A 20,636-nucleotide genomic window follows, 5' to 3' on the forward strand; every position below is an offset into this window, starting at 1 on the left:
TTTGTCTTTGTATTTATACTATTTTTTAAATCTTTAAAAGGGTTAAAATAGCCATAAATAACTAAACTTTAATCGCTTACATTCTACAAAGAAATTCCATTAAAAAATTATATTTTTTTTTGCTCATCACAGAAATCTTTACACCTATCGAGTAGTAATTATTTAAACAGAAAGCATTAGCGTTATTATTGGATGAAATTAAAAGTAAACATAAAAAGGGAATACTTCCTAGTCATTTTCTTTGTTTATACAGCAATATCCGTCATTCATTCTCCGCACTGTCAGGTCATGGTTTACTTCGTAACTTCATATCCTTTGCTGTTATGTAAATAATATCACATAAATTAAGCTAGCAATTTTAATTTAATTCTCCTTATGTTTTTGGACTGCAATGTAAGAAGCTTCAAGTTACTTAATCCAATTTTGTACTACCATATTAATTACTCGCACTTTTCAGATGTATTATTTTTGTACTCTTCTATTTAATTTATGCACTAGTAAACTTTTACATCAATAATCATCATGATGAATATGTTATCTACAGATCCTTAAAATTTGTTAATAAAATTTGCATTTTTTTTACAATTAGATAATCTTAATTTATTTACTATTTATAAATTTTACTATTAATTTGCGTTAATAAATTTAATATTTGTAAACAAGTAATTATGAAAAGAATTTTAAAGTTCACCGTTTTTTTTTCAGCTCTATTTTTAGTACAAAACCTAAATGCTCAAAACGCGACAATAAATGGAAATATTAGCGATAATCAATCTCCACTTCCTGGAGCTACTATTGCATTATCAAATAACCAAAAAGTTACAACAGATTTTAATGGAGATTTCACAATACAAGATATAAAATCTGGAAGTTTAGAAATGAAAATCTCGTATATAGGATACGAAGCAAAGATTATCAAAATTGCAATTAATGATAATCAACAAGTTAATTTGGGTATCATTAAATTAGAACCAAATTCGAAAGAATTAAATGAAGTTGTAATAAGCGGAATGAGTCTTAGAAATAGTGAAGCAAGAGCGCTGAACATGCAAAAAAAATCAATGAGTATAGTAAACGTAATTGCTGCAGATGGTATTGGCAAATTACCAGATCGTAATGCTGCGGAAACTGTACAACGTATGCCGGGAGTTTCAATAGAACGTGATCAAGGCGAAGGGCGTTTTGTTTCAGTAAGGGGATTACCTCCTTTCTGGTCTTCTACAACAATTAACGGTAACAGGATTCCAACGGCGGAAGAAGAAACGACTTCAAGAGCTACTGCGTTTGACTTTTTTCCATCAGATCTTATTGCGTATGTTGAAGCCACAAAAGCCATTACACCTGATATGGATGGAGATGCTATTGGCGGAAGTGTAAATTTCACAACACAAACAGCACCAACAAAAAAGACATTTAAAGCTAGCATTTTTAGTGGCTACAATCAAAAATCAGATAAAGGAATTTACAGCGGATCACTTACTATTGGGAACAAAAGTAAAAACGGAAAATTCGGTTACATTGTTAATGGTACGTATTGGAGCAGAAACTGGGCAACGGATAATTATGAAGCCAGAAGACAAGGTGACAAAGGTGTTTACAGATTAGAATTAAGAGATTATACTGGAGTTAGAAAAACAACTGGTTTAAATGCTGCAATGGAATTTAATCCTTCATCAAGAGATAAAATTTTTATCAAGGCAACTTATGGTGGACTTTCTGATCTAGAAACACACTACAAACACCGTATTAGGTTTGATAAATTCAATAGTACAACAAATGCTTTAACTGTAGAGCAACAAAATATTCATAATGAATTAATGACTCAATTTCGTGGTATTGATTTAGGAGGAAAGCATCAATTAACAGATGGAAATCTAGATTGGAGTTTAGCTTCTTATCAAAATAAGTTTAAGTATGGAAATATTCCAAATGCAACAGATAACAGCTATTTCTTAATTCAGTTTAATGAAACTGGAGTTGGGGTTAAGCCTGAATACATTAAAATGAATCTGCAGGCAATGGAGGAGCTGGTGGGCCAAGAGCTTATTGGGCTACAGATGGGGGATTATTAGATCCTAAAAATCCTAAATCAATATTTGATTTTTACTCAGATCCAAATTTCAAAACAGATCCAACAAAAATGAAATTTGCTACTCTAGAATTGTATAAAATTAGCATTGTAGAAAGAGATAATATTATTGCTACTGTAAACTACGAGCAAAATTTTAATGATAATCTTAAAATGAAATTTGGTTTAAAATTAACTGATAAAGATCGTATTGCCACTTTTAGAGATGAATATTATAATTGGACAGGATCACCAACGCCCTATTTATCAAATTATAGCCAAGATTTAGTTAGCCAGCCAGGCGGCACAGATTATCTGAGAAAGGAAATGGGTACTACTATTGGAAGTAGTTTTGGTCCAGTTCTATCTACTGACGGAATGAATAAATTATACAATTCAGGTCAAGGAAATTTAGTTTTAAATCCTGCAGATTCTCAAATTCCCGAATTAGGAAAAGGCTTGGGAAGAAACTTTAACGTAGGAGAAACAACATCTTCTGCTTACGCAATGTCTACGTATTCGATATCAAATAAATGGACTGTTTTAGGAGGACTTAGAGTGACTAATACAATAACACAAGTTACAGGTAAAACTGTAGTGGATAAAGCAGTAATAGATGTTGAAAATACAAAAAGTTATACTTCAGTACTTCCAATGTTACATGTAAAATATTCTCCAATTGAGAATTTAAACCTTCGTTTTGCCACAACAAGAACATTTGCAAGACCAAACTACGGAGACATTTCGCCAGCGGGATCTTTAAATACTATTGATGGTGAATATACAGGAGGGAACCCAAACTTGAATCCAACCTATTCTTGGAATTTTGATTTATTAGGGGAATATTTTCTAGATGAAGTGGGAGTCATCAATGCTGGGATTTTTTATAAATCCATTACAGATCCAATATTTGATGATACTTATCAAGGAACGATAAATGGAATTCCTGATATTGAAATAAGCTCACCTGCAAACGGCGGAAGCGCTTGGATTGGAGGACTTGAATTCGGAATAACAAAAAGATTCACCTTTTTACCAGGATTTCTTAAATATTTTGGAACCCAAATCAATGCTACGCTTATGAATTCTGCAATGACTCTTAGTAAAAACATTAATAATCCTAACGGAAGAAAAGTATCAACCCCTTATCAGGCAAAAGAATTATACAACTTACAATTGTTCTATGAAAAAGGAGGCTTTAATGTAAGAGCTGCTTTTAATCACAAAGGAGCGTATGCTATAAGTTTTGATGCTAGTGCAAAAAATACTGATATAAATGATATTTATTATGGAAAATACAATTCCCTAGACTTTTCTATATCATATAGAATAGGAGATCATTTTACAATTTTTAGCGATGTTGTTAATGTCCTGAACGAATCATTAATGTATCATTTTGGACCAACACCAGATAGACCAAAGCAGGTAGAGTATTATGGACCAAAGTTTAATCTGGGTTTAAAATATAATTTGTAAAAATCTATAAATTAACCCGTTGGACATTTGCTGATTTTATTTTTCTTAATCTATTACATCCAATGGGTTTATAAAAAGTAGTTAAAATTTTTCTAAATTTAAACTACAACGTATATTCAATTCTTAAGAAATAATGACTAAAAAAACATCTAATTTCAAATTTATATTAAAAACCTCCATAGCGGCATTTGGTACTTACTTTTGCATGTATGCTTTTAGAAAACCCTTTACGGTAGCAACATTTGATCAGATGTCTTTTTGGGGAATTGATTATAAAATATTGTTGATTCTAGCACAAGTTTTAGGATATACACTATCAAAGTTTTTGGGAATCAAAATTATATCAGAATTAAAATCTTCTAAGCGAATCTTATATCTAATTAGTTTTATAGTCATTTCAGAACTGGCTCTTTTAGGTTTTGCTTTAACACCCGCGCCATATAATATTTTGTTTTTGTTCATAAACGGACTGCCGTTAGGCATGATTTGGGGAATTGTTTTTTCGTATATCGAAGGAAGGAAAACAACAGAATTATTGGGAGTTATTTTATGTTCAAGTTTTATTGTTTCCTCTGGAGCAGCAAAATCTGTTGGGGTATTTGTATTGACTATTCTGGGATGCTCAGAATTTTGGATGCCATTTGTCTCTGGTCTAATTTTCATTATCCCGCTAATACTATTTTCATTGTTTCTAGAAAAAATTCCCAATCCAGATTGTGAAGATTTGGCTCTACGTTCAAAAAGGAAACCTCTTGATAAAAAAGAGCGTGCATCGTTATTCAGACAATTTGCTTTTCCTTTAACTGCAATTATAATATTCTATGCTATGCTAACGGCAATGAGAGAATTTAGAGATAATTTTGCTAGAGAATTATGGGATTCATTAGGATATAAAGAGAGCATATCTATTTATATGTATTCCGAGATTCCTATTGCAATTTCCGTCTTGGTCATTTTAGGTTTTTTAGGGAGTATGAAAAACAATTACAAAGCTTTCAAAAATTATCATTTGGTTTTATTTATCGGTTCTGTTCTTATTGCAATAACTACTTTCTTGTTTCAAAAGCATTTATTATCTCCATTTCCTTGGATGATGATCTCTGGATTTGGCATGTACATTTGTTATATTCCATTTAACGGTTTATTTTTTGACCGAATGATTGCAACTTACCGAATAAACGGAAATTCTGGATTTTTAATCTATATCGCCGATGCTTTTGGCTATTTAGGAAGTGTCTTGGTATTACTTTTTAAAAATTTTGGTACCAAACATATTTCTTTATTAAGCTTCTTTACCACCTGTATTTATCTGCTATCTTTTATAGGAATAATAACTACAGCAATGTCCTATAATTACTTTAAACGAAAATTCAATAAAACGATCAAGATTACCACAACACCTTTATACACTTGAATAAAGAAAAAAATTTAATAATTTAAACAATTTACATATGAAAGATAAATATGATTTAATCATAATTGGATCAGGAGTTTTAGGTACGTTTCATGCCTATCATGCTTTATTAAATGGAATGTCAGTTGCTATTTTAGAAAAAAACGGTAAACCTGAAGGAGCAACTGTTAGAAATTTTGGACAGGTTGTACCATCTGGAATGGACAGAAAATGGCAAAACTTTGGCAAAGAAAGCTTAAATATTTATAAAAATATTCAATCGCAGTTTGATATTAATCTACGTCAGAATGGAACAATATATTTAGCCTCAAACGAGGAAGAAATGCAATTGATAGAAGAACTACATCAGATTAATATGTCGAATGATTATATGTCTACTTTGTTGACCAAAGAACAATGTCTTGTAAAATATGATGGTTTACGGGCTGATTATTGCAAAGGAGGTTTGTTTTTTCCTCAGGAAGTTACTGTCGAGCCAAATACTATGATCCATAAATTACATGAATTCATGATTTTAAATTTGGGACTTGATTTATACACTAATACTTCGGTTGTAAATACGGAAAATAACGTTGGTGAAGTTGTTGCTATAACTTCGACAGGGATAACATACAAAGCATCTAAAATAATTATTTGCAATGGTAGTGATTTCAAAATTTTATATCCTGAAATATACAATAACAGTGATTTGATTGTTTCTAAACTTCAGATGTTACAAACCAAACCGCAACAAAATAATTATAAATTGAATGGTTCAATCCTAACAGGATTAACGATAAGAAGATATGAATCTTTTGAAGAATGTCCTTCTTATCAATCCATCAAAGCCAAAGAAAATCCGAAGAGTTTTGAGAAAAAATATGGTGTTCATATCTTATTCAAACAAGCTATGGATGGATCGGTAATTTTAGGAGATTCGCACGAATATGCGAGTGCAAAAGAGATAGATTCTTTAGGATTTGATTTGAATATGGACATTGACAATTTCATGATTGAGGAAGCAAAAAAAATAATTGATTTACCTAATTATGAGATCCAAAAGAGGTGGTTTGGAATGTACTCACAATGCAAAAACAAAGATATTTTTGAATATACTGTTGATCAAAATATTCACATTATTACGGGAATTGGAGGTAAAGGAATGACAGGAAGTGCAGGATTTGCGAAGTATAATATTGCTAAAATATTCAACACTTAAGTTTAGAAATAAGCAATTAAAAAAGCATCCTTAAACTATCAACATGCACATTGCATGTCTATAAAAAAATACACAAAATGAAAATTAATGAAATTGAAATGGTTGTTTTTGATATGGCAGGAACAACAATAAATGAGCAAAATATAGTTTACAAGTCTTTACACAAATCCATTAACAAATTTGGCATTGCTGTTTCTTTGGAAGTGGTTTTGTCTTTAGGAGCAGGTAAGGAAAAGTTTCAAGCTATAGAAGATATTTTGAAACACTTAAATAGTAATGATGTTGAAAAAGCACATTTAATATTCGAATATTTTAAAGAAATATTAGATCAAGAATACTTAACTGCAAATGTTTTACCTATTGAAGGGGTTGAAAAAGTCCTCGAAAGCTTAAAAAAAGACGGGATAAAAATAGTTTTAAATACAGGATATAGTAGTCATGTTGCTCATACATTACTAGAGAAATTAAACTGGAAAAAAGACATTCAATACGATGCTTTAATTACAGCAGATGATGTAGAATTTGGACGTCCTTATCCAGATATGATATACAAAGCCATGCAATTATTTGCAATTGAAGATGCCTCAAAAGTTTTGAAAGCGGGTGATTCAGCCATAGACATTGAAGAAGGTAAAAATGCTAAATGTGGTGTCACAATTGGTGTTTTATCAGGAGCTCAAACCAGAAAACAATTAGAAGAAGCAAAACCAGATTATATTTTAGATTCTCTGGCATTATTATATAGCATTATGCATTGAGAAAACCCTTTAGAAGTTCGTTTAAAAGTAAATTTAGTAGTAACCCCTAAATAATTAAATTCATGAAAATTTTTTTTAGATTAAGTTATGTTACAATTTTTGCAAGTTTGCTTTTACTAGCTTCTTGTACAAATGATGATGCACTTGTAACTGATAAACAAGCAGTAACTAAGAATGCAAACAACTCTAAAACAGCTAGATCTGCAACGGTCAGCAATCGAATTAAAAAAGTCTTGATTATAGGTATTGATGGTTGCCGTGGAGATGCTTTGTTGGTCGCAAATACACCAAATGTTCATGCTTTACTTCTTAACGCTGTTTATAGTTTTGATGCTTTGACGGAATCTCCAACTTGGAGCGGAAATGGATGGTCAACAATGCTAAGCGGTGTTACCCATTTAAAACATGGAGTAACAGACAATTCCTTTTCAAACCCAAATTTCGGAACTTATCCAAGTTTTCTTAAACGTCTTGAAACCTACAATAGTGCATTAAAAACAATGTCAATAGTACATTGGCTACCAATTAACACCTATATTGTTGACGGAATTGATGTTGAAAAGACACTTGCAACAGATTTGGAAGTAAAAAATGAAGTAATTACAGCACTTTCTTCCGATAATCCCGATGCTTTGTTTATGCATTTTGATGATGTAGATCATGCTGGTCACAGTTACGGATTCTCGATGAATGTTCCACAATACAAATCTGCTCTTGAAACAACGGATGGTTATATCGGGGAAATTTTGACTGCTTTAAAAAACAGACCCAATTATGCAGATGAAGATTGGCTGGTTATTATAGCACCTGACCATGGTGGTATAGTTACAGGTTCAACAGGTTCTCATGGAGGATCATCATACCAAGAGAGAAATATTTTTACGATCTTTCACAATAAGAATTTTACTTCGAACAAAATTGAAAAGCCAGTTGATACTACAACGCCGATTACGGGTAAATTCGCCAATTTTAATGCTAATAGCGTATATGCTTCAACAAATAATTCCCTTTACAATTTTGGGACTTCAAGTTTTACTGTAGAGTGTAGAGTAAAAACGTCAACTTATTCTAGTGATCCCTCACTTGTTTCTAATAAAAACTGGGCAAGTGGTAAAAACCGTGGATTTGTTATCTCTGCTAATACTGGAGGAAAATGGAAAGTGAACATTGGAGATACTCAAAATCGTGTCGACATATCTGGTGGAACCATCACTGATAGTAAATGGCACCATTTGAGTTTAGTGGTAGACCGCTCCTCAAAATTAGTAAAAACGTATCAAGATGGGGCTTTTGTTGGTCAGGCCGCTATTGTTGACTCATTTGGAAGTTTAACTTCAGGTTTACCTCTTGCTATTGGGCAAGATGGTACTTTGACTTATCCAGCAAATGTAAACGGAAATATTGCAGAAGTCCGTGTATGGAATAAAGCTTTGCCAGAAGCATCGATTCGTAATTATACCTGTTCTTCTATTACACCTTCTAATCCTGATTATTCAAATTTAATTGGATACTGGAAAGGTGATAATGGTTCAGGTAATAGCTTTATAGATTCAAGTTCAAAACAAGTTAATATTACTTTTCTCACTACTCCAACTTGGACTACTAGTAGTACAACTTTAAAATGTGGAACGACAACTGGTGTTGTTCCTAAAATGGTTGATATAGCCTATTCGTCTCTACAATGGCTTAATGTACCAATCAATTCAGGTTGGCTACTCGATGGACGTTCTTGGCTTCCTGCAGTGAATTAATTAAATTGTTTTTTTGTTTTTTAAAAGGTTATCTCTGTTTGGGAGGTGACCTTTTTAACTATTACTTTCTGAGTAAAAATAGAGCACCAACATTACGCAATTTTGTGTTGTTCTATTTTCTGGAACGTGAGGGTGTCTTCCGTTGAAACATAATGAATCACCTTCGTTAACAATTACTTCAACATCATCAATTAGGTAAGTTACACTTCCTTTGATAATATACTTAAATTCCCAAGCATCTGTAATAACTTTTTCACGTTCACAATTGGGTTCAACGTCAAGAATAACAGCTTCAAAACCAATAGAATTGATACTTTTGCTAAAAATATGATAATAGTTAAAACCTTTTGTTTCGGCTTTGTCTTCTTTTTCTATTTTTTGATAATCTTCTTTTTTAATATGAAGGTATTTAGAGTTTTTAGTATTCTCAACGCCTTCAAAAAAATAACTTACATCTGTATTTAAGGATTGTATTAGCTCAATTAAAACAGGTAATGAGGGAATGGTTCTGCCGTTTTCGATTCTTGAAATTAATCCATTACTTACACCAGCCATATTGGCGACTTCATGAATAGTTAGCAAGTTTTTCTTTCTAATTTCTTTTAGTCTTTTTCCAATACCTATTAAAAAATCATCCATGTAAACTTCAGTTTAAATGGTAAATATAATATAATTAGCAATGCACTTGCCGTACGGATAAATATTATTCTGCAATTGCTTCGTTTAATAACTTGAAGCTTATTTTAGATATTTAAAAAAGGTTACAATTGGTTTAAGATGTTCGAATGTTGTCCATGACATTCCATAGAAAGACTAACAACTTCATCTGAAGGCAATGACGTTGTTTTATTATATTTATACTATTTTAAGCTTTTAAAAAACGTCAAAACAGGTATTAAATGTTCGATTGTAGTCCCATTCACTCCACAAAAAAGGAAGGTATAAAAATACCTTCCTTTTTTTTTCAAAACTTCCATTAGCTCATGCTTCTCTCTTAGTACACCGTTTGTTCAGATCAAATTTTAAGCACTTTACTTTAAATTATTTTAATTCTAATTAGTGAATTTCGCGGCTCGTTATTTTAAAATGTAGTCATGAGTTCGCATATTCTTGTTTATCTTGCCAATAAGGTATCAAGAGTTTTTCCATCTGTAAATTAGTTGTACTTTGACCACGAACTCGATTGGAAATAATTAGATCTATCGTTTTTCTTGCTGGTCTACTTGTTCTGTCACTCAATCAAGTTATCCCCATACTATAACTGTTGACATGAAAACTTTAAATAAAGTTAACGGTATAGAGTTTGCCCAGCGTCAAAGCGGGAGTCGCGGCGTGAAACTTATAGAAAACGAGGTGAGTGACAACAATGAGAGTTGGAGAACTTTAGGTGAATTTAATCTGCTAAACACTATTGCACCTCAACTAGCCGAATACAAAGACGTAGAAACGTACCGATATTTCAGAATGATTATAAAATCTGGGTATGACGATAGCGGCGCTGCATTTGTTGCCCTAGGTGAAGTCAGTCCGTACTTTTTAAAATAAATAAATGAATAAATAAAAGCTCCTTTTCTGCAGAGAAGGAGCTTTCATTTTTTCAAATCATGAACTCTTTTAAGTTGTTTATATTCTCGTCATGCTGCTCTATCGAAATAATTTATTTATGAAATACCATTTTTTTAGTGATCTAATTAGTGTGATTTATGTAACATTTTGCAATTTTAGTTAACGTAACTTGCTGTTATAATTACAGATACAATTAGTATACAGCTATTTATTGCTAAGCATTCATACTGTTTTCTAATTATTAATTGCTTTTGGAAAAAGCTGAAAAATTTGTATACGTAAGAGTTGAAACAATTATTAATAACTAAAAATTAAATTATGGCAGAAATTAAAATCAAAAAAAAACAGCCAATTTGGCCTTGGTTGCTACTTTTAGCAGGAATTCTAGCAGGACTTTATTACTTTTTTGTCTATGACGAAAATGATGCAATTGTAGATAAGAAGGAACTAGTAACGGAAGACACTACTGTAATGCCTACTGTTGCAGATGAAAAAGTAGCAGAATATAATCAGTTTATTGCTGATAATAGTGAAATGGATCTGGATCACGAATTTTCAAATAATGCTTTACTTAAGCTAATTGCAGCAACCGAAGCAGTAGCTAATTCTGTAAACGTAGATATTAATGCCGACTTAGATACAGCACGAGCCGATGCCGATTATATTACTAAAGATCCAATGGATGGAAATCATGCAAATAAAATTAAATCGGCTGGAGAAATTATTGTACAAGCTTTGACAAAAGTACAGACTCAAAAATTTGAAAATCTAAGTACCGAATTAAGTGATGTTAAAAGTTCTGTAAATAAGATACAGAATGAAACTTTAACGCTAGAGCAAAAAGCAGCAGTTAAAGACTTTTTTAAACGCGCAGGAGAATTATTAACCAACATGAACCAACAATAAGATGAGCACACACAAAGAAAAAAACTTATACTACCTCGATGAACTGTCTAATTATGAGGTTGCAGATGAAGATAAAGACGTTATAGGATGGGAGGTCTTAGACAAAAATGAAATTAAAATCGGAAAAGTAGACAATTTACTAGTTAGCAAATCTCAAGAAAGAGTGGTTTATCTGGATGTTGAAGTAAACACTGATATAATTGCCACAAATCATACGCCGTACGGTAAATCTACAACTGGTGGAGTGCATGAATTTCTTAATAAGGATGGAGAAAATCATCTCATAATACCTATTGGATTGGCACATCTTGATCTTGGAAGAAAAATTGTGTACACCGAACAAGTAGATTTCAACCGTTTTGCCGAAACAAAAAGAATCGAACGCGGAACACAGTTTGACCGCGATTATGAAGTCGCAATCTTAAATTCATACAATCGTCCAGAAACTGAGGTTGATTACGAATTAGATGATAATTTTTACGATAACATAAATTTTAGAAAAAATAGATTGTAAAAAATAAAAATACTTTGTATTAAGTAAAATTACTTATAATGCCAATTGATAAATATAAAATCCTCCATCTTCTGGAGGATTTTTTTTGTTTCAAATAAACTGATTCTATTTGAAACTTTGCCGATAATAAATACGAGTCAATAACATACTACTGTTCAGCTTCTAAGCGTTTTATGTACGATTTCATTTCTGCTATTTCTTTTTCTTGAGCTTTAATAATTGCATCGGCAAGCTTACGAACTTCGGGATCTTTTAACTATGCTCTTTTGCTGACCAAAATGGCAATTGAGTGGTGTGGAATCATCCTTTCATGTAGAAAATATCACCAATAACAGCACTTTGCAATCTTACTAACGTTAAAGCGCCTCCGAAAAGCAGTACAGTAATGATTAAAAAAAATGAAAAATATTTAAAGCAAGGAAAGCCTCTTTTATTTTTATCAAACATATAATTCTCAAAAAAAAAGGATTTATTCACCTTTGATGGAAACGCTGTCATCAATTTTACGCAATGAAGAATGCCAGAATTAAAAAAAGAATATTCGATATACTATTATCCAAAAATAATGACAAAAAAAACCCGTAAACTACTAATTTACAGGGCTTTTTTATCAAATGTATTTTTTACGAGCTATTTCTTCTCCATCAATCGAACAATTGCTGCAGTTGCTAATGCTCCCATCAAATAGTAACCAACTGTAAGGGCTTTAGTTGTAAATGATTTTGCAACGGGTGCATCGTCCAAATTCATTTTGCTTGGTAAATTTACAGCTCCCAAACCAGCAAGCAATCCTGCCGAAGCCGCGTTGCTCCACAGTTCATTTCCTTCACCACCAATTAAGCTGTAATACGTACCGTTACTAATAATATCTCCTACAAGCGTTGTACCAAATAAGGCATCAGCATTTTCTATTTCCAGTCCAAAAAAAGCTGCCGTTTTTTGGACTGCTTCTTCTCCAACTAAATCAATGCGAGGCATATCATCATTTACACCTTTTAACGATTCGTTCAACAAGGTTAATACTATTGCACCACCTAAACCTGCTAATAAGTTATTGCTATTCATATTTTTTTATTTTTTTAAAAATTGACCCACACCTTTACTGTTGTTGTTTAACTGATCTTTTAATAATCAAAGACATAAGCACTAATGCATGCACGAACGGGTGGAAAGCGCATGCGCCATTACAGCTAAGTCAACAACCTGACAACCCGTGTTCTTCGTTATAAAAGGCATTGGGTCAATTTGTTATCGAGTCGAATTTACAATCCGACCAAAAAGAATTCAATTTTTTCTTTATTTTTATTTTTCCTAGAAAAATTAATTACTAAAGATTTGCTTGAAATCTGAAGTATAAAATTAGAACTTATTCTCCGCGTCGATTTACAGAATTCACATCTATAGTTCTATTATTTAAACAAGTAAATAAAACAAGCTTTTATCTAAAAAATTTCTATCTCTCTTAATTACCTAGCGACAGATTGAAATTTTAAAACAAGGAAAAATAATCCTGTAAGTTTTTAAACGTTACTAATTATAGCTTTAACTGTATAATAAATTTAAAAAAGTTCAATTATGATTACATTAATAAACGAAGCTCCAAAAAACATTCCCGCTTTTAAGGCAACTGGAGCAGTCACTAAAGAAAATTACCAAACCGTTGTAATTCCTGCCATAGAACGATTAATTGCAAGAACAGATCAAATTAATTTTTTACTGTATTTGGATACTGATATAGCTCATTTTACTGCTGGTGCTTGGTTTGAAGATGCAATGTTGGGGCTAAAAAATTTGGGAAAATGGCACCGCGCAGCAATTGTAATCGATTCGTCTACTATTATTAGCTTTACAAATGCCTTTAGTTACATTATGCCAGGAGAATTTAAAGGTTTTGCAAAAGAAAAGTATGATGACGCAATTTTATGGGTTAGTCAATAACACGAATGAGCCAAAAAAAATTATATATATGTCTTAAAAGATAGATTTAAATTAAAAATCTTCAAATATTCCTAAACCAAATAAAGCGAAGTCGTATTTTACGGGATCATTCGGGTCTAACAGCCGTAAACTTGTGTCTAATTGCGCTAACGCTTTACTATCGTTCTGTTTGCGTTCTAAAAGTCCTAATTTTCGAGCCACATTGCCCGAATGAACGTCTAGCGGACAAGAAAGCTTTGAAGGTGGAATCTGTTTCCAAATTCCAAAATCTACACCCAAATTATCATTTCGTACAAACCAGCGCAAACACATATTAATGCGTTTTGCAACTGATCCTTTGCTTGGATCGGCTACGTGTTTTCTGGTTCTAGTTTGGTGCGAAATTCCGAAAAAAGCTTGGTTTAACTCATGAATTGCGGGCTGCAGCGAGTGCTCTGTTTGATGTTTTATAAAAATTGCTTCTAAGCCATTGTGATTGGTGTATATATGTTGCAACGCTTTTATAAAATATTTAAAATCAGCTGCGTTAAACGTTCGATGTACAAATCCTTCTAGTTGTTCTAACTGATACTCGCTGTGATTCATCACGAAATCGTAGGGAGAATTACCGATTAAATCCATCATGCGATGTCCATTTTTAGTAATCATTTTTCGGTTTCCCCACGCAATTGTTGCCGCAAGAAATCCTGCAATTTCAATATCTTCTTTTAAAGAATACCGATGCGGCACACTGATAGGATCAGGTTCTATAAAATCTACAGTATTGTATTGAAGTACTTTTGAATCAAGAAAATCTTTTAATTCGTTTTCAGGAATAAGCATGTAGTATAGCTTTAATTAGTTATTTGACACAAAGGTAAGACTTAAGAATTATATCGATTTACAGTAGCAACTGCATTTTACTTCTGAAAAAATGAAGCTTTCCCAATTTAAAACGCCTCAAATCCAATTTTCATTGGTAACACAATCTCCAATGCACCAAAGACATAATTCAACAGATTATGAACTAACTTTGTCGGTTCAATATAAATCATTAAACATGCAGAAAAGCATTTTAGTATTGCTACTTTTTATGGCTGTAAATGTTCAACTAATGGCACAAAGCGACATAATTTTCAAAGAATCGATTGCTCAAATTGGCTATTCTGATGAAAAATGCTCTTCGGCAGCGAAACTGTTACAAGAAAATTTAAACAAAATAAGTAATGTAATTTTTGACATAAATCAAAAATCAAAAAATAATGGCATTCAGTTAAAAATCACTTCGAATAAAAAAGATAATTATTATGAAATTATTTCAGATCAAAAGCAAATAAAAATTATAGCGAACTCACCTTTATATTTGGAATACGCTGTAACGACTCTTTTAGAAATATGGAACATCAAAAAACTGACTCCCAATTTTACTTATTATCCTGAAAAAAAAGTTTTACACTATCCAATAGATAAAATTATTCGAGAACAACCTTCTTTTAACTTTAGAGCCATTTTATTTCCAGGAGCTTACGACCAAGCCTTCAGGAAATGGCATAAGTTAGATTGGTCTGTGGGTGATTTCGGTCTTTGGGGCCATACCTTTAGCCAATTGATTCCTAAAAATCATTACTTTAAAGAAAATCCAAAAATGTTTGCTTTGTACAATCACGAACGCAATTCTGGGTCAATTTGCTATTCTAATGACACTGTTTTTAAAGTTTTAAAAGAAAATCTAAAGCGATCGATTGCAGAAAACCCAGAGGCAACTTATTTTTCCGTTAGCATAAACGATGATGTGATCAACTGCGAATGTACTGATTGTAAAAAACTAAATGCTAAATATGGATCTCCCCAAGGAGCACATTATTATTTTTTAAATCAAATTGCAAAAGAATTTTCCAATACTAAAATTGTATCTCTTGCTTATCTATTTACCCATCAACCACCCAAAAATTTAAAATTAAAATCGAATTTATATCCCATGTTTTGTCCAATTGAAGCGAACCGTGCAGAAGCACTAGATCAAGGTCGAAATAAAAACATTGCTAGCACACTAACAAATTGGACGGCACTTTCAAAAAATGTTATTGTGTGGGATTATACGGTTGAGTTCTCCAATTATCTTTCGCCATTTCCTAACTTTCAAACTTTTGATGCTAATTATAATCTTTTCAAAAGTAATAATGTTCATGGTGTTTTTGCTCAAGGATACGCTGATATTCCTGGAAGTTTTAGCGAGCTACGCCAGTACATTTTAGCCAAATTATTATGGAACACTAGCGCTACTGTTACAGAAATTACCGCTGATTTTTTGAACGGATACTACGGAAAAGCAGCTCCTTTTATTCAAGAGTATTTAAATTTATTAGAAGAAAATCAGATTCAGTCGAACAGCTATCTTGACATTTATGCTGATCCAGTTGCCGCACGCCATACGTTTCTATCGCCAAAAAATAGGAATAATTACGAAGACTTATTGATCAAGGCAAACAATTCTACTAATGATGAAGTAGTACAAAAAAGAATTTTAAAATTAAAGCTCGACTTAGACTATGTGTTTTTTGAACAAGCAAAGTTTTATGGAAAAGAGCAGTATGGAATGTATGAGAAAATTGGAAACAAATTTATTGTTGTACCTAACTTGCAGCAGCGCGTTGTAGATTTTACAAAATATTGCAACGAATTCGGAATTTACGAATTAAGTGAAGGTGGATTGTCTCCTGATGCATATTTGCAAGATTGGCTTTTTATAGCCAACAATAATGTTGTCGATCATTTGGGAGAACATACTAAGATGTCGTTTTTAACGCAGCCATCTTACGAATATAGTGCGAAAAAAGAAAAGGGACTACAAGATGGTATAAAAGGATATAAAGATTTTACTATCAATTGGACAGGATGGTACGGCGAAAATGTTGAGGTTGAAATTGATCGTAGTTCAAGAGACTTTAATTCGATAGAATTTCAGTGTTTAGAAGATCAAAGGCATTGGATTTTTTTACCTGCAAAAGTTCAAGTTTTAGGTTTTTCTGAAAATAAATGGACGTTGATTGATGAAGTTATGGTGCAACCAATAGCCGAGAACTACATGGTCAATCTGCAAAAATATACCTTCAATAGTAACGAACTTAAAAAATATGAGAAGTTGAAGTTAATTGCAGTACAACAACCAAAAGTGCCCGCTTGGCGCGAAAGAAAAACCAAGAAGCCGATGATTATGATTGATGAAATTATTCTAAATAAAATCTAAAATCTTAAACATTTTAGTACTCAACTTTCTACATTTAAAGCTTCCGTTAAAATTCATGGTAAATCTGACTATTCGGTATACTGCGGAAATAAGTATGCAACTAGCATCTCTTTATATTCTCCACATTATTCTCTTTTATTTTAAAACTATTCAAATTCAACGCCTTCATACTGCTTCGCAATTTATATTTCGCATAAAAACATAGCGCTACAATTGCTATAACGACAATGTTGGTGGCACTTAATAGTGAATTTAGATGTTTTTAATGCTATATTTGCAGAAAATTTAATGCAATGAGCACTTTCGAAAAATTTAATCTCCCAAAATCATTACAAAAAGCAATTGATGAATTAGGATTTGTTACACCTACTCCTATTCAGGAAAAATCTTTTTCTGTAATTATGTCTGGACGAGATATGATGGGAATTGCCCAAACTGGTACTGGTAAAACGTTTGCTTATCTTTTGCCTTTGTTAAAACTATACAAATTTACACCAACTAATACTCCAAAAATTGTAATTCTAGTTCCCACACGTGAGCTAGTAGTTCAAGTTGTGGATGAACTGGAAAAATTGACCAAATACATGTCGGTTAACATTCTTGGTATTTTTGGTGGAGTAAATATTAATACACAGAAAAAATTAATTAACGAAGGAGTTGATGTTTTGGTAGGAACGCCCGGGCGTATGATGGACTTAGCTCTGGATGCAGTTGTGCGTTTTGATGAGACTCAAAAACTTGTAATTGATGAGTTTGACGAAATGTTGAACTTAGGTTTCCGCACGCAATTAACCGCACTTTTGGCGATGATGAAAGCCAAACGTCAAAACATATTATTCTCGGCAACGATGACAGATGAAGTCGATGCTGTATTAAGTGACTTTTTTGATTTTCCAGAAGAAGTAACTTTGTCTCCATCTGGGACACCTCTCGAAAACATTACACAAGTTACTTATAACGCTGCCAACTTTAATACCAAAGTGAATCTACTGAAACACTTATTAGAGACCAACGAAAGCATGGAACGTGTTTTGATTTTCGTAAATAACAAAAAGATTTCGGATATGTTGCACAGCCGCATTGATGAAGATTTTGAAGGTCAATTTGGGGTTATTCACTCGAATAAATCACAAAATTACCGTTTAAGTACGATGGCCGAATTTCAGAAAGGAAATTTACGTGGCTTAATAACCACCGATATTATGGCGAGAGGTTTAGATATCTCAAATATTTCGCATGTAATTAATTTCGAAATGCCCGAAATGCCTGAGTTATACATGCACCGAATTGGTAGAACGGGTCGTGCCGATGCGACTGGAACAGCAATAAGTTTTGTAGCACCTCGTGAAGTAGAATTTAAAATTGAAATTGAAGTTTTGATGAATACTGAATTAAAAGTTGAAGGACTTCCTGAAGAAGTTGAAATTTCAACCAAACTAATTGAGCCAGAAAAAGACAGACAACCGATAAAATTTTTGATGAAGAAGCAAACTTTGGATGGTGAAGGTGCGTTTCATGATAGAGCAAAGAAAAACACTAAAGTTAATTTAGGTGGTCCATCAAAAACAAAGAAAAAAACACATGGTTCTGTCAATAGAAATATGCTGAAAATTCAAGCTCAGAAAAAGAAGAAAAAGAAGAAATAATCACTTCCTAACAATATAATATAAGCCGCTACATTTTAAAATGAAGCGGCTTTTTTATTTAATTGAAATCTAATAAAGTTATAACCTAATTCTGTAAGATCAAATGCAGTTAATAACAGAACTTTATACCTCTTTAAATTAATAAATTAAGTAATCAAAAAAAATATAAAGTTATGGGAGATCATAAAGATTTAAGAAACGATTCGGCCGCAGAAAAAATTAAAGATCTTGCCGAAGATATTAAAACATGTATGTTTTGCACCTATAGCGGTGATAAACTAAATTCAAGACCTATGACTGCTCAAAAAGTAGATCAGGACGGTACTCTTTGGTTTTTATCTGACCGCCACAGCGACAAGAATCAGGAAATTTTAGCGAATTCTAAAGTAGAACTTTTCTTTGCAGAACCGCAAGATCAATTTTTAACAATTCATGGAAATGCAAGTATTTCGTATGATCGTGCAGTTATCAAAGAATTATATACACCAATCGTAAAAGTTTGGATGCCAGAAGGTGAAGATGATCCCAATTTGAGCGTGATTAAGGTCGTTCCTAGCGAAGGTTATTACTGGAACAACAAACACAATAGAGTCGTTGCAGTTGCTAAAATGACAGCAGCTTTTGTCACTGGAAAAACAATGGACGACGGAATTGAAGGAAAACTGAAGTTGTAAAAATAATTTCTAAATTTTTAAAGAGGCAATTACAATTTAATTTGTGATTGCCTTTTTTTTATAAAGCTTTAAAGTCTACAGCATTTGTAATCCCTGCAGCACTTGCAGTATTGTTAAAGTATACAAATGCTTCGTTTTCGGCAATTTTAAATTTGATTGCTCTAAGCTCTTCTGCTGTATAACTCGAATAAAATAGTTTCGGTTTTCCATGTAATCTCATGTAAATTAAAGGTCCATTTACAGAAATCGTTTCTGGCAAATTTGGATAACTGACACTACAAAAGGTAATGTTATTGCTTGAAAAAGCATCCCACACTTCAAGGTTCCACCAACTTTCGTGACGAAACTCGACCACATTTATAAAACTCAAGTTAAGATTTTTAACAATTAGCTGAAGATTCTCAGTACTAAATTTAAAACTTGGCGGAAATTGAAATAAAACAGCTCCCAACTTATCTTTCAATCCTGTTTCGGCAACTTTATAAAAATTGGTAAGTAAATTTTCGCAATCAACGAATTTGCGAACATGTGTAATTTCTTTGGGTGCTTTTACAGATATTAAAAACTTGTCTGGTGTTTTTTTATACCAGTTTTCAAAAATTCTTATAGTCGGAAATTTATAAAAACTTCCATTGAATTCATACGTATTAAAGTGTCCGCAATAAAACGTAAACCATTCTTTGCTTGGTAAATCTTCGGGATAAAAAATTCCTTTCCACAACCTATTGTAGTAGCTAGAACAGCCTATGTTGATTTGATTTTTCATTGGTATAACTTTTGGCAATTGCTACAAAAATGACTTTTACGTTTCTTTTTGCCTGTATCTTTTTTTATGAATGAAAGATCACAGCGACAACAAACTTTTTGACTGTAGGCTAACCAATTTTCTTTTAATTCATTATTATTCTTCCACCTCAAAAAATCAAAGCTATACTTTCTAGCTTCTTTAATAATGGAAGAAATCTGTTTTTTAGGAATTTTACCTATCAGCGACTCGGGATGAACTTTACACCGATATAAAACTTCATTTTTAATAATATTTCCAACTCCCGAAAATATATTTTGATCTAAAAGCGCGTCGCAGATCTGGGTATCAGGAATTGCGTTTAGACTTTCGTTCGCTCTTGTAGGATTCCAGCTTTCACTCATCACATCTTCTCTCCAATCGTAATGTGAATTGATGTCGCCCTCTAAAATTTTAATTGAACACGTGTAAAAATTTATTTCACCACTTTTAAAAATTAAACTCATTCGCGCCTCACTCTCTTTTCTATCATTAATTCGGTAGGTACCAAACATCAATAAATGAATTTTGACTGTAAAGCCATCTACACAAATTAAAAAATGCTTCCCCCAGGTTTGAAAAGAAAGAATCGTTCGCCCTTCTAACCTTTCGATGTCCGCCGGCGAATTGCCTTCGACAGAGATTATTTCTTTTCCTTCAAAATGGTGGACTAATTCTTTTAAAATAACTAGGGACGGACCTTCTGGCATATTTTTA

General features: G+C 32.4%; 18 protein-coding genes and 1 pseudogene. 13 read left to right on the plus strand and 6 right to left on the minus strand.

All coding sequences use genetic code 11. The features are described from left to right. Positions 1 to 668: 668 nt before the first annotated feature. The 6 genes from AP058_RS17065 (at position 669) to AP058_RS03970 (ending at position 8,665) form a co-directional block, all read left to right on the plus strand. Complete coding sequence (locus AP058_RS17065; RefSeq protein ID WP_231739512.1) at positions 669 to 2,072, plus strand: TonB-dependent receptor; 1,404 nt, start codon at positions 669 to 671, stop codon at positions 2,070 to 2,072. Between the two features lie 68 nt (positions 2,073 to 2,140). Next, positions 2,141 to 3,544: a TonB-dependent receptor domain-containing protein gene (locus AP058_RS17070; RefSeq protein WP_231739515.1), complete on the plus strand. Its 1,404-nt coding sequence runs from the start codon at positions 2,141 to 2,143 to the stop codon at positions 3,542 to 3,544. Positions 3,545 to 3,677: 133 nt separating this feature from the next. After that, complete coding sequence (locus AP058_RS03955) at positions 3,678 to 4,958, plus strand: DUF5690 family protein (RefSeq protein ID WP_197413377.1); 1,281 nt, start codon at positions 3,678 to 3,680, stop codon at positions 4,956 to 4,958. 37 nt (positions 4,959 to 4,995) lie between these two features. Then, on the plus strand, positions 4,996 to 6,156 hold the full coding sequence (locus AP058_RS03960; RefSeq protein WP_066307118.1) for a TIGR03364 family FAD-dependent oxidoreductase: 1,161 nt from the start codon (positions 4,996 to 4,998) through the stop codon (positions 6,154 to 6,156). 77 nt (positions 6,157 to 6,233) lie between these two features. Beyond that, complete coding sequence (locus AP058_RS03965) at positions 6,234 to 6,914, plus strand: phosphonatase-like hydrolase (protein WP_066307119.1); 681 nt, start codon at positions 6,234 to 6,236, stop codon at positions 6,912 to 6,914. 62 nt (positions 6,915 to 6,976) lie between these two features. Continuing rightward, the gene (locus AP058_RS03970) at positions 6,977 to 8,665 is read left to right on the plus strand and encodes a DUF4983 domain-containing protein (protein ID WP_066307121.1); all 1,689 of its coding nucleotides are present in this window, start codon (positions 6,977 to 6,979) and stop codon (positions 8,663 to 8,665) included. 54 nt (positions 8,666 to 8,719) lie between these two features. On the opposite strand, the gene AP058_RS03975 is transcribed toward AP058_RS03970, so the two are convergent. Beyond that, positions 8,720 to 9,304 carry a helix-turn-helix domain-containing protein gene (locus AP058_RS03975; protein ID WP_066307122.1) on the minus strand — a complete coding sequence of 195 codons (585 nt, stop codon included), beginning with the start codon at positions 9,302 to 9,304 and terminating at the stop codon, positions 8,720 to 8,722. Between the two features lie 558 nt (positions 9,305 to 9,862). On the opposite strand from AP058_RS03975, the gene AP058_RS03980 reads away from it, so the two are divergent. From AP058_RS03980 to AP058_RS03990, 3 genes are all read left to right on the plus strand, one after another. Beyond that, on the plus strand, positions 9,863 to 10,210 hold the full coding sequence (locus AP058_RS03980) for a discoidin domain-containing protein (protein WP_082706571.1): 348 nt from the start codon (positions 9,863 to 9,865) through the stop codon (positions 10,208 to 10,210). A gap of 339 nt (positions 10,211 to 10,549) precedes the next feature. Then, positions 10,550 to 11,137, plus strand: coding sequence for a hypothetical protein (locus AP058_RS03985; protein ID WP_066307124.1), 588 nt, complete (start codon positions 10,550 to 10,552; stop codon positions 11,135 to 11,137). Position 11,138: 1 nt separating this feature from the next. Next, the gene (locus AP058_RS03990; RefSeq protein ID WP_066307126.1) at positions 11,139 to 11,651 is read left to right on the plus strand and encodes a PRC-barrel domain-containing protein; all 513 of its coding nucleotides are present in this window, start codon (positions 11,139 to 11,141) and stop codon (positions 11,649 to 11,651) included. Positions 11,652 to 11,799: 148 nt separating this feature from the next. Here the strand turns inward: AP058_RS03990 and AP058_RS16610 are convergent. Beyond that, positions 11,800 to 12,035 (minus strand): annotated as a pseudogene (locus AP058_RS16610) (DUF305 domain-containing protein); the annotation flags it as partial. A 246-nt stretch (positions 12,036 to 12,281) separates the two neighbouring features. Continuing rightward, a complete protein-coding gene (locus tag AP058_RS04000) occupies positions 12,282 to 12,716 on the minus strand; it encodes a hypothetical protein (RefSeq protein ID WP_066307131.1) in 435 nt (144 codons plus the stop codon). 510 nt (positions 12,717 to 13,226) lie between these two features. Here AP058_RS04000 and AP058_RS04005 point away from each other — a divergent pair. Beyond that, a complete protein-coding gene (locus tag AP058_RS04005) occupies positions 13,227 to 13,589 on the plus strand; it encodes an STAS/SEC14 domain-containing protein (RefSeq protein WP_066307132.1) in 363 nt (120 codons plus the stop codon). Positions 13,590 to 13,640: 51 nt separating this feature from the next. Here AP058_RS04005 and AP058_RS04010 read toward each other — a convergent pair whose 3' ends face one another. Further along, entirely contained in the window at positions 13,641 to 14,405 is a 765-nt protein-coding gene (locus AP058_RS04010) for a TIGR02757 family protein (RefSeq protein ID WP_066307329.1), read from the minus strand. A 97-nt stretch (positions 14,406 to 14,502) separates the two neighbouring features. Here AP058_RS04010 and AP058_RS04015 point away from each other — a divergent pair, with 97 nt between their 5' ends. The 3 genes from AP058_RS04015 to AP058_RS04025 all read left to right on the plus strand — a co-directional run bounded on the left by AP058_RS04015 (position 14,503) and on the right by AP058_RS04025 (position 19,135). Continuing rightward, a complete protein-coding gene (locus AP058_RS04015; protein ID WP_231739518.1) occupies positions 14,503 to 16,815 on the plus strand; it encodes a DUF4838 domain-containing protein in 2,313 nt (770 codons plus the stop codon). A gap of 293 nt (positions 16,816 to 17,108) precedes the next feature. Then, complete coding sequence (locus AP058_RS04020; RefSeq protein WP_066307133.1) at positions 17,109 to 18,461, plus strand: DEAD/DEAH box helicase; 1,353 nt, start codon at positions 17,109 to 17,111, stop codon at positions 18,459 to 18,461. A gap of 173 nt (positions 18,462 to 18,634) precedes the next feature. Beyond that, complete coding sequence (locus tag AP058_RS04025) at positions 18,635 to 19,135, plus strand: pyridoxamine 5'-phosphate oxidase family protein (protein WP_082706572.1); 501 nt, start codon at positions 18,635 to 18,637, stop codon at positions 19,133 to 19,135. A 58-nt stretch (positions 19,136 to 19,193) separates the two neighbouring features. Here the strand turns inward: AP058_RS04025 and AP058_RS04030 are convergent, their stop codons facing one another. Together AP058_RS04030 and AP058_RS04035 are read right to left on the minus strand one after the other, a co-directional pair. Continuing rightward, the gene (locus AP058_RS04030; protein WP_066307137.1) at positions 19,194 to 19,901 is read right to left on the minus strand and encodes a DUF72 domain-containing protein; all 708 of its coding nucleotides are present in this window, start codon (positions 19,899 to 19,901) and stop codon (positions 19,194 to 19,196) included. Continuing rightward, complete coding sequence (locus tag AP058_RS04035) at positions 19,898 to 20,629, minus strand: DNA-formamidopyrimidine glycosylase family protein (RefSeq protein ID WP_066307138.1); 732 nt, start codon at positions 20,627 to 20,629, stop codon at positions 19,898 to 19,900. Before AP058_RS04035 ends, AP058_RS04030 begins: the two co-directional genes overlap by 4 nt. Positions 20,630 to 20,636: the final 7 nt, after the last annotated feature.

It is taken from the genome of Flavobacterium sp. TAB 87 (assembly GCF_001529295.1).
Classification (GTDB): Bacteria; Bacteroidota; Bacteroidia; order Flavobacteriales; family Flavobacteriaceae; genus Flavobacterium.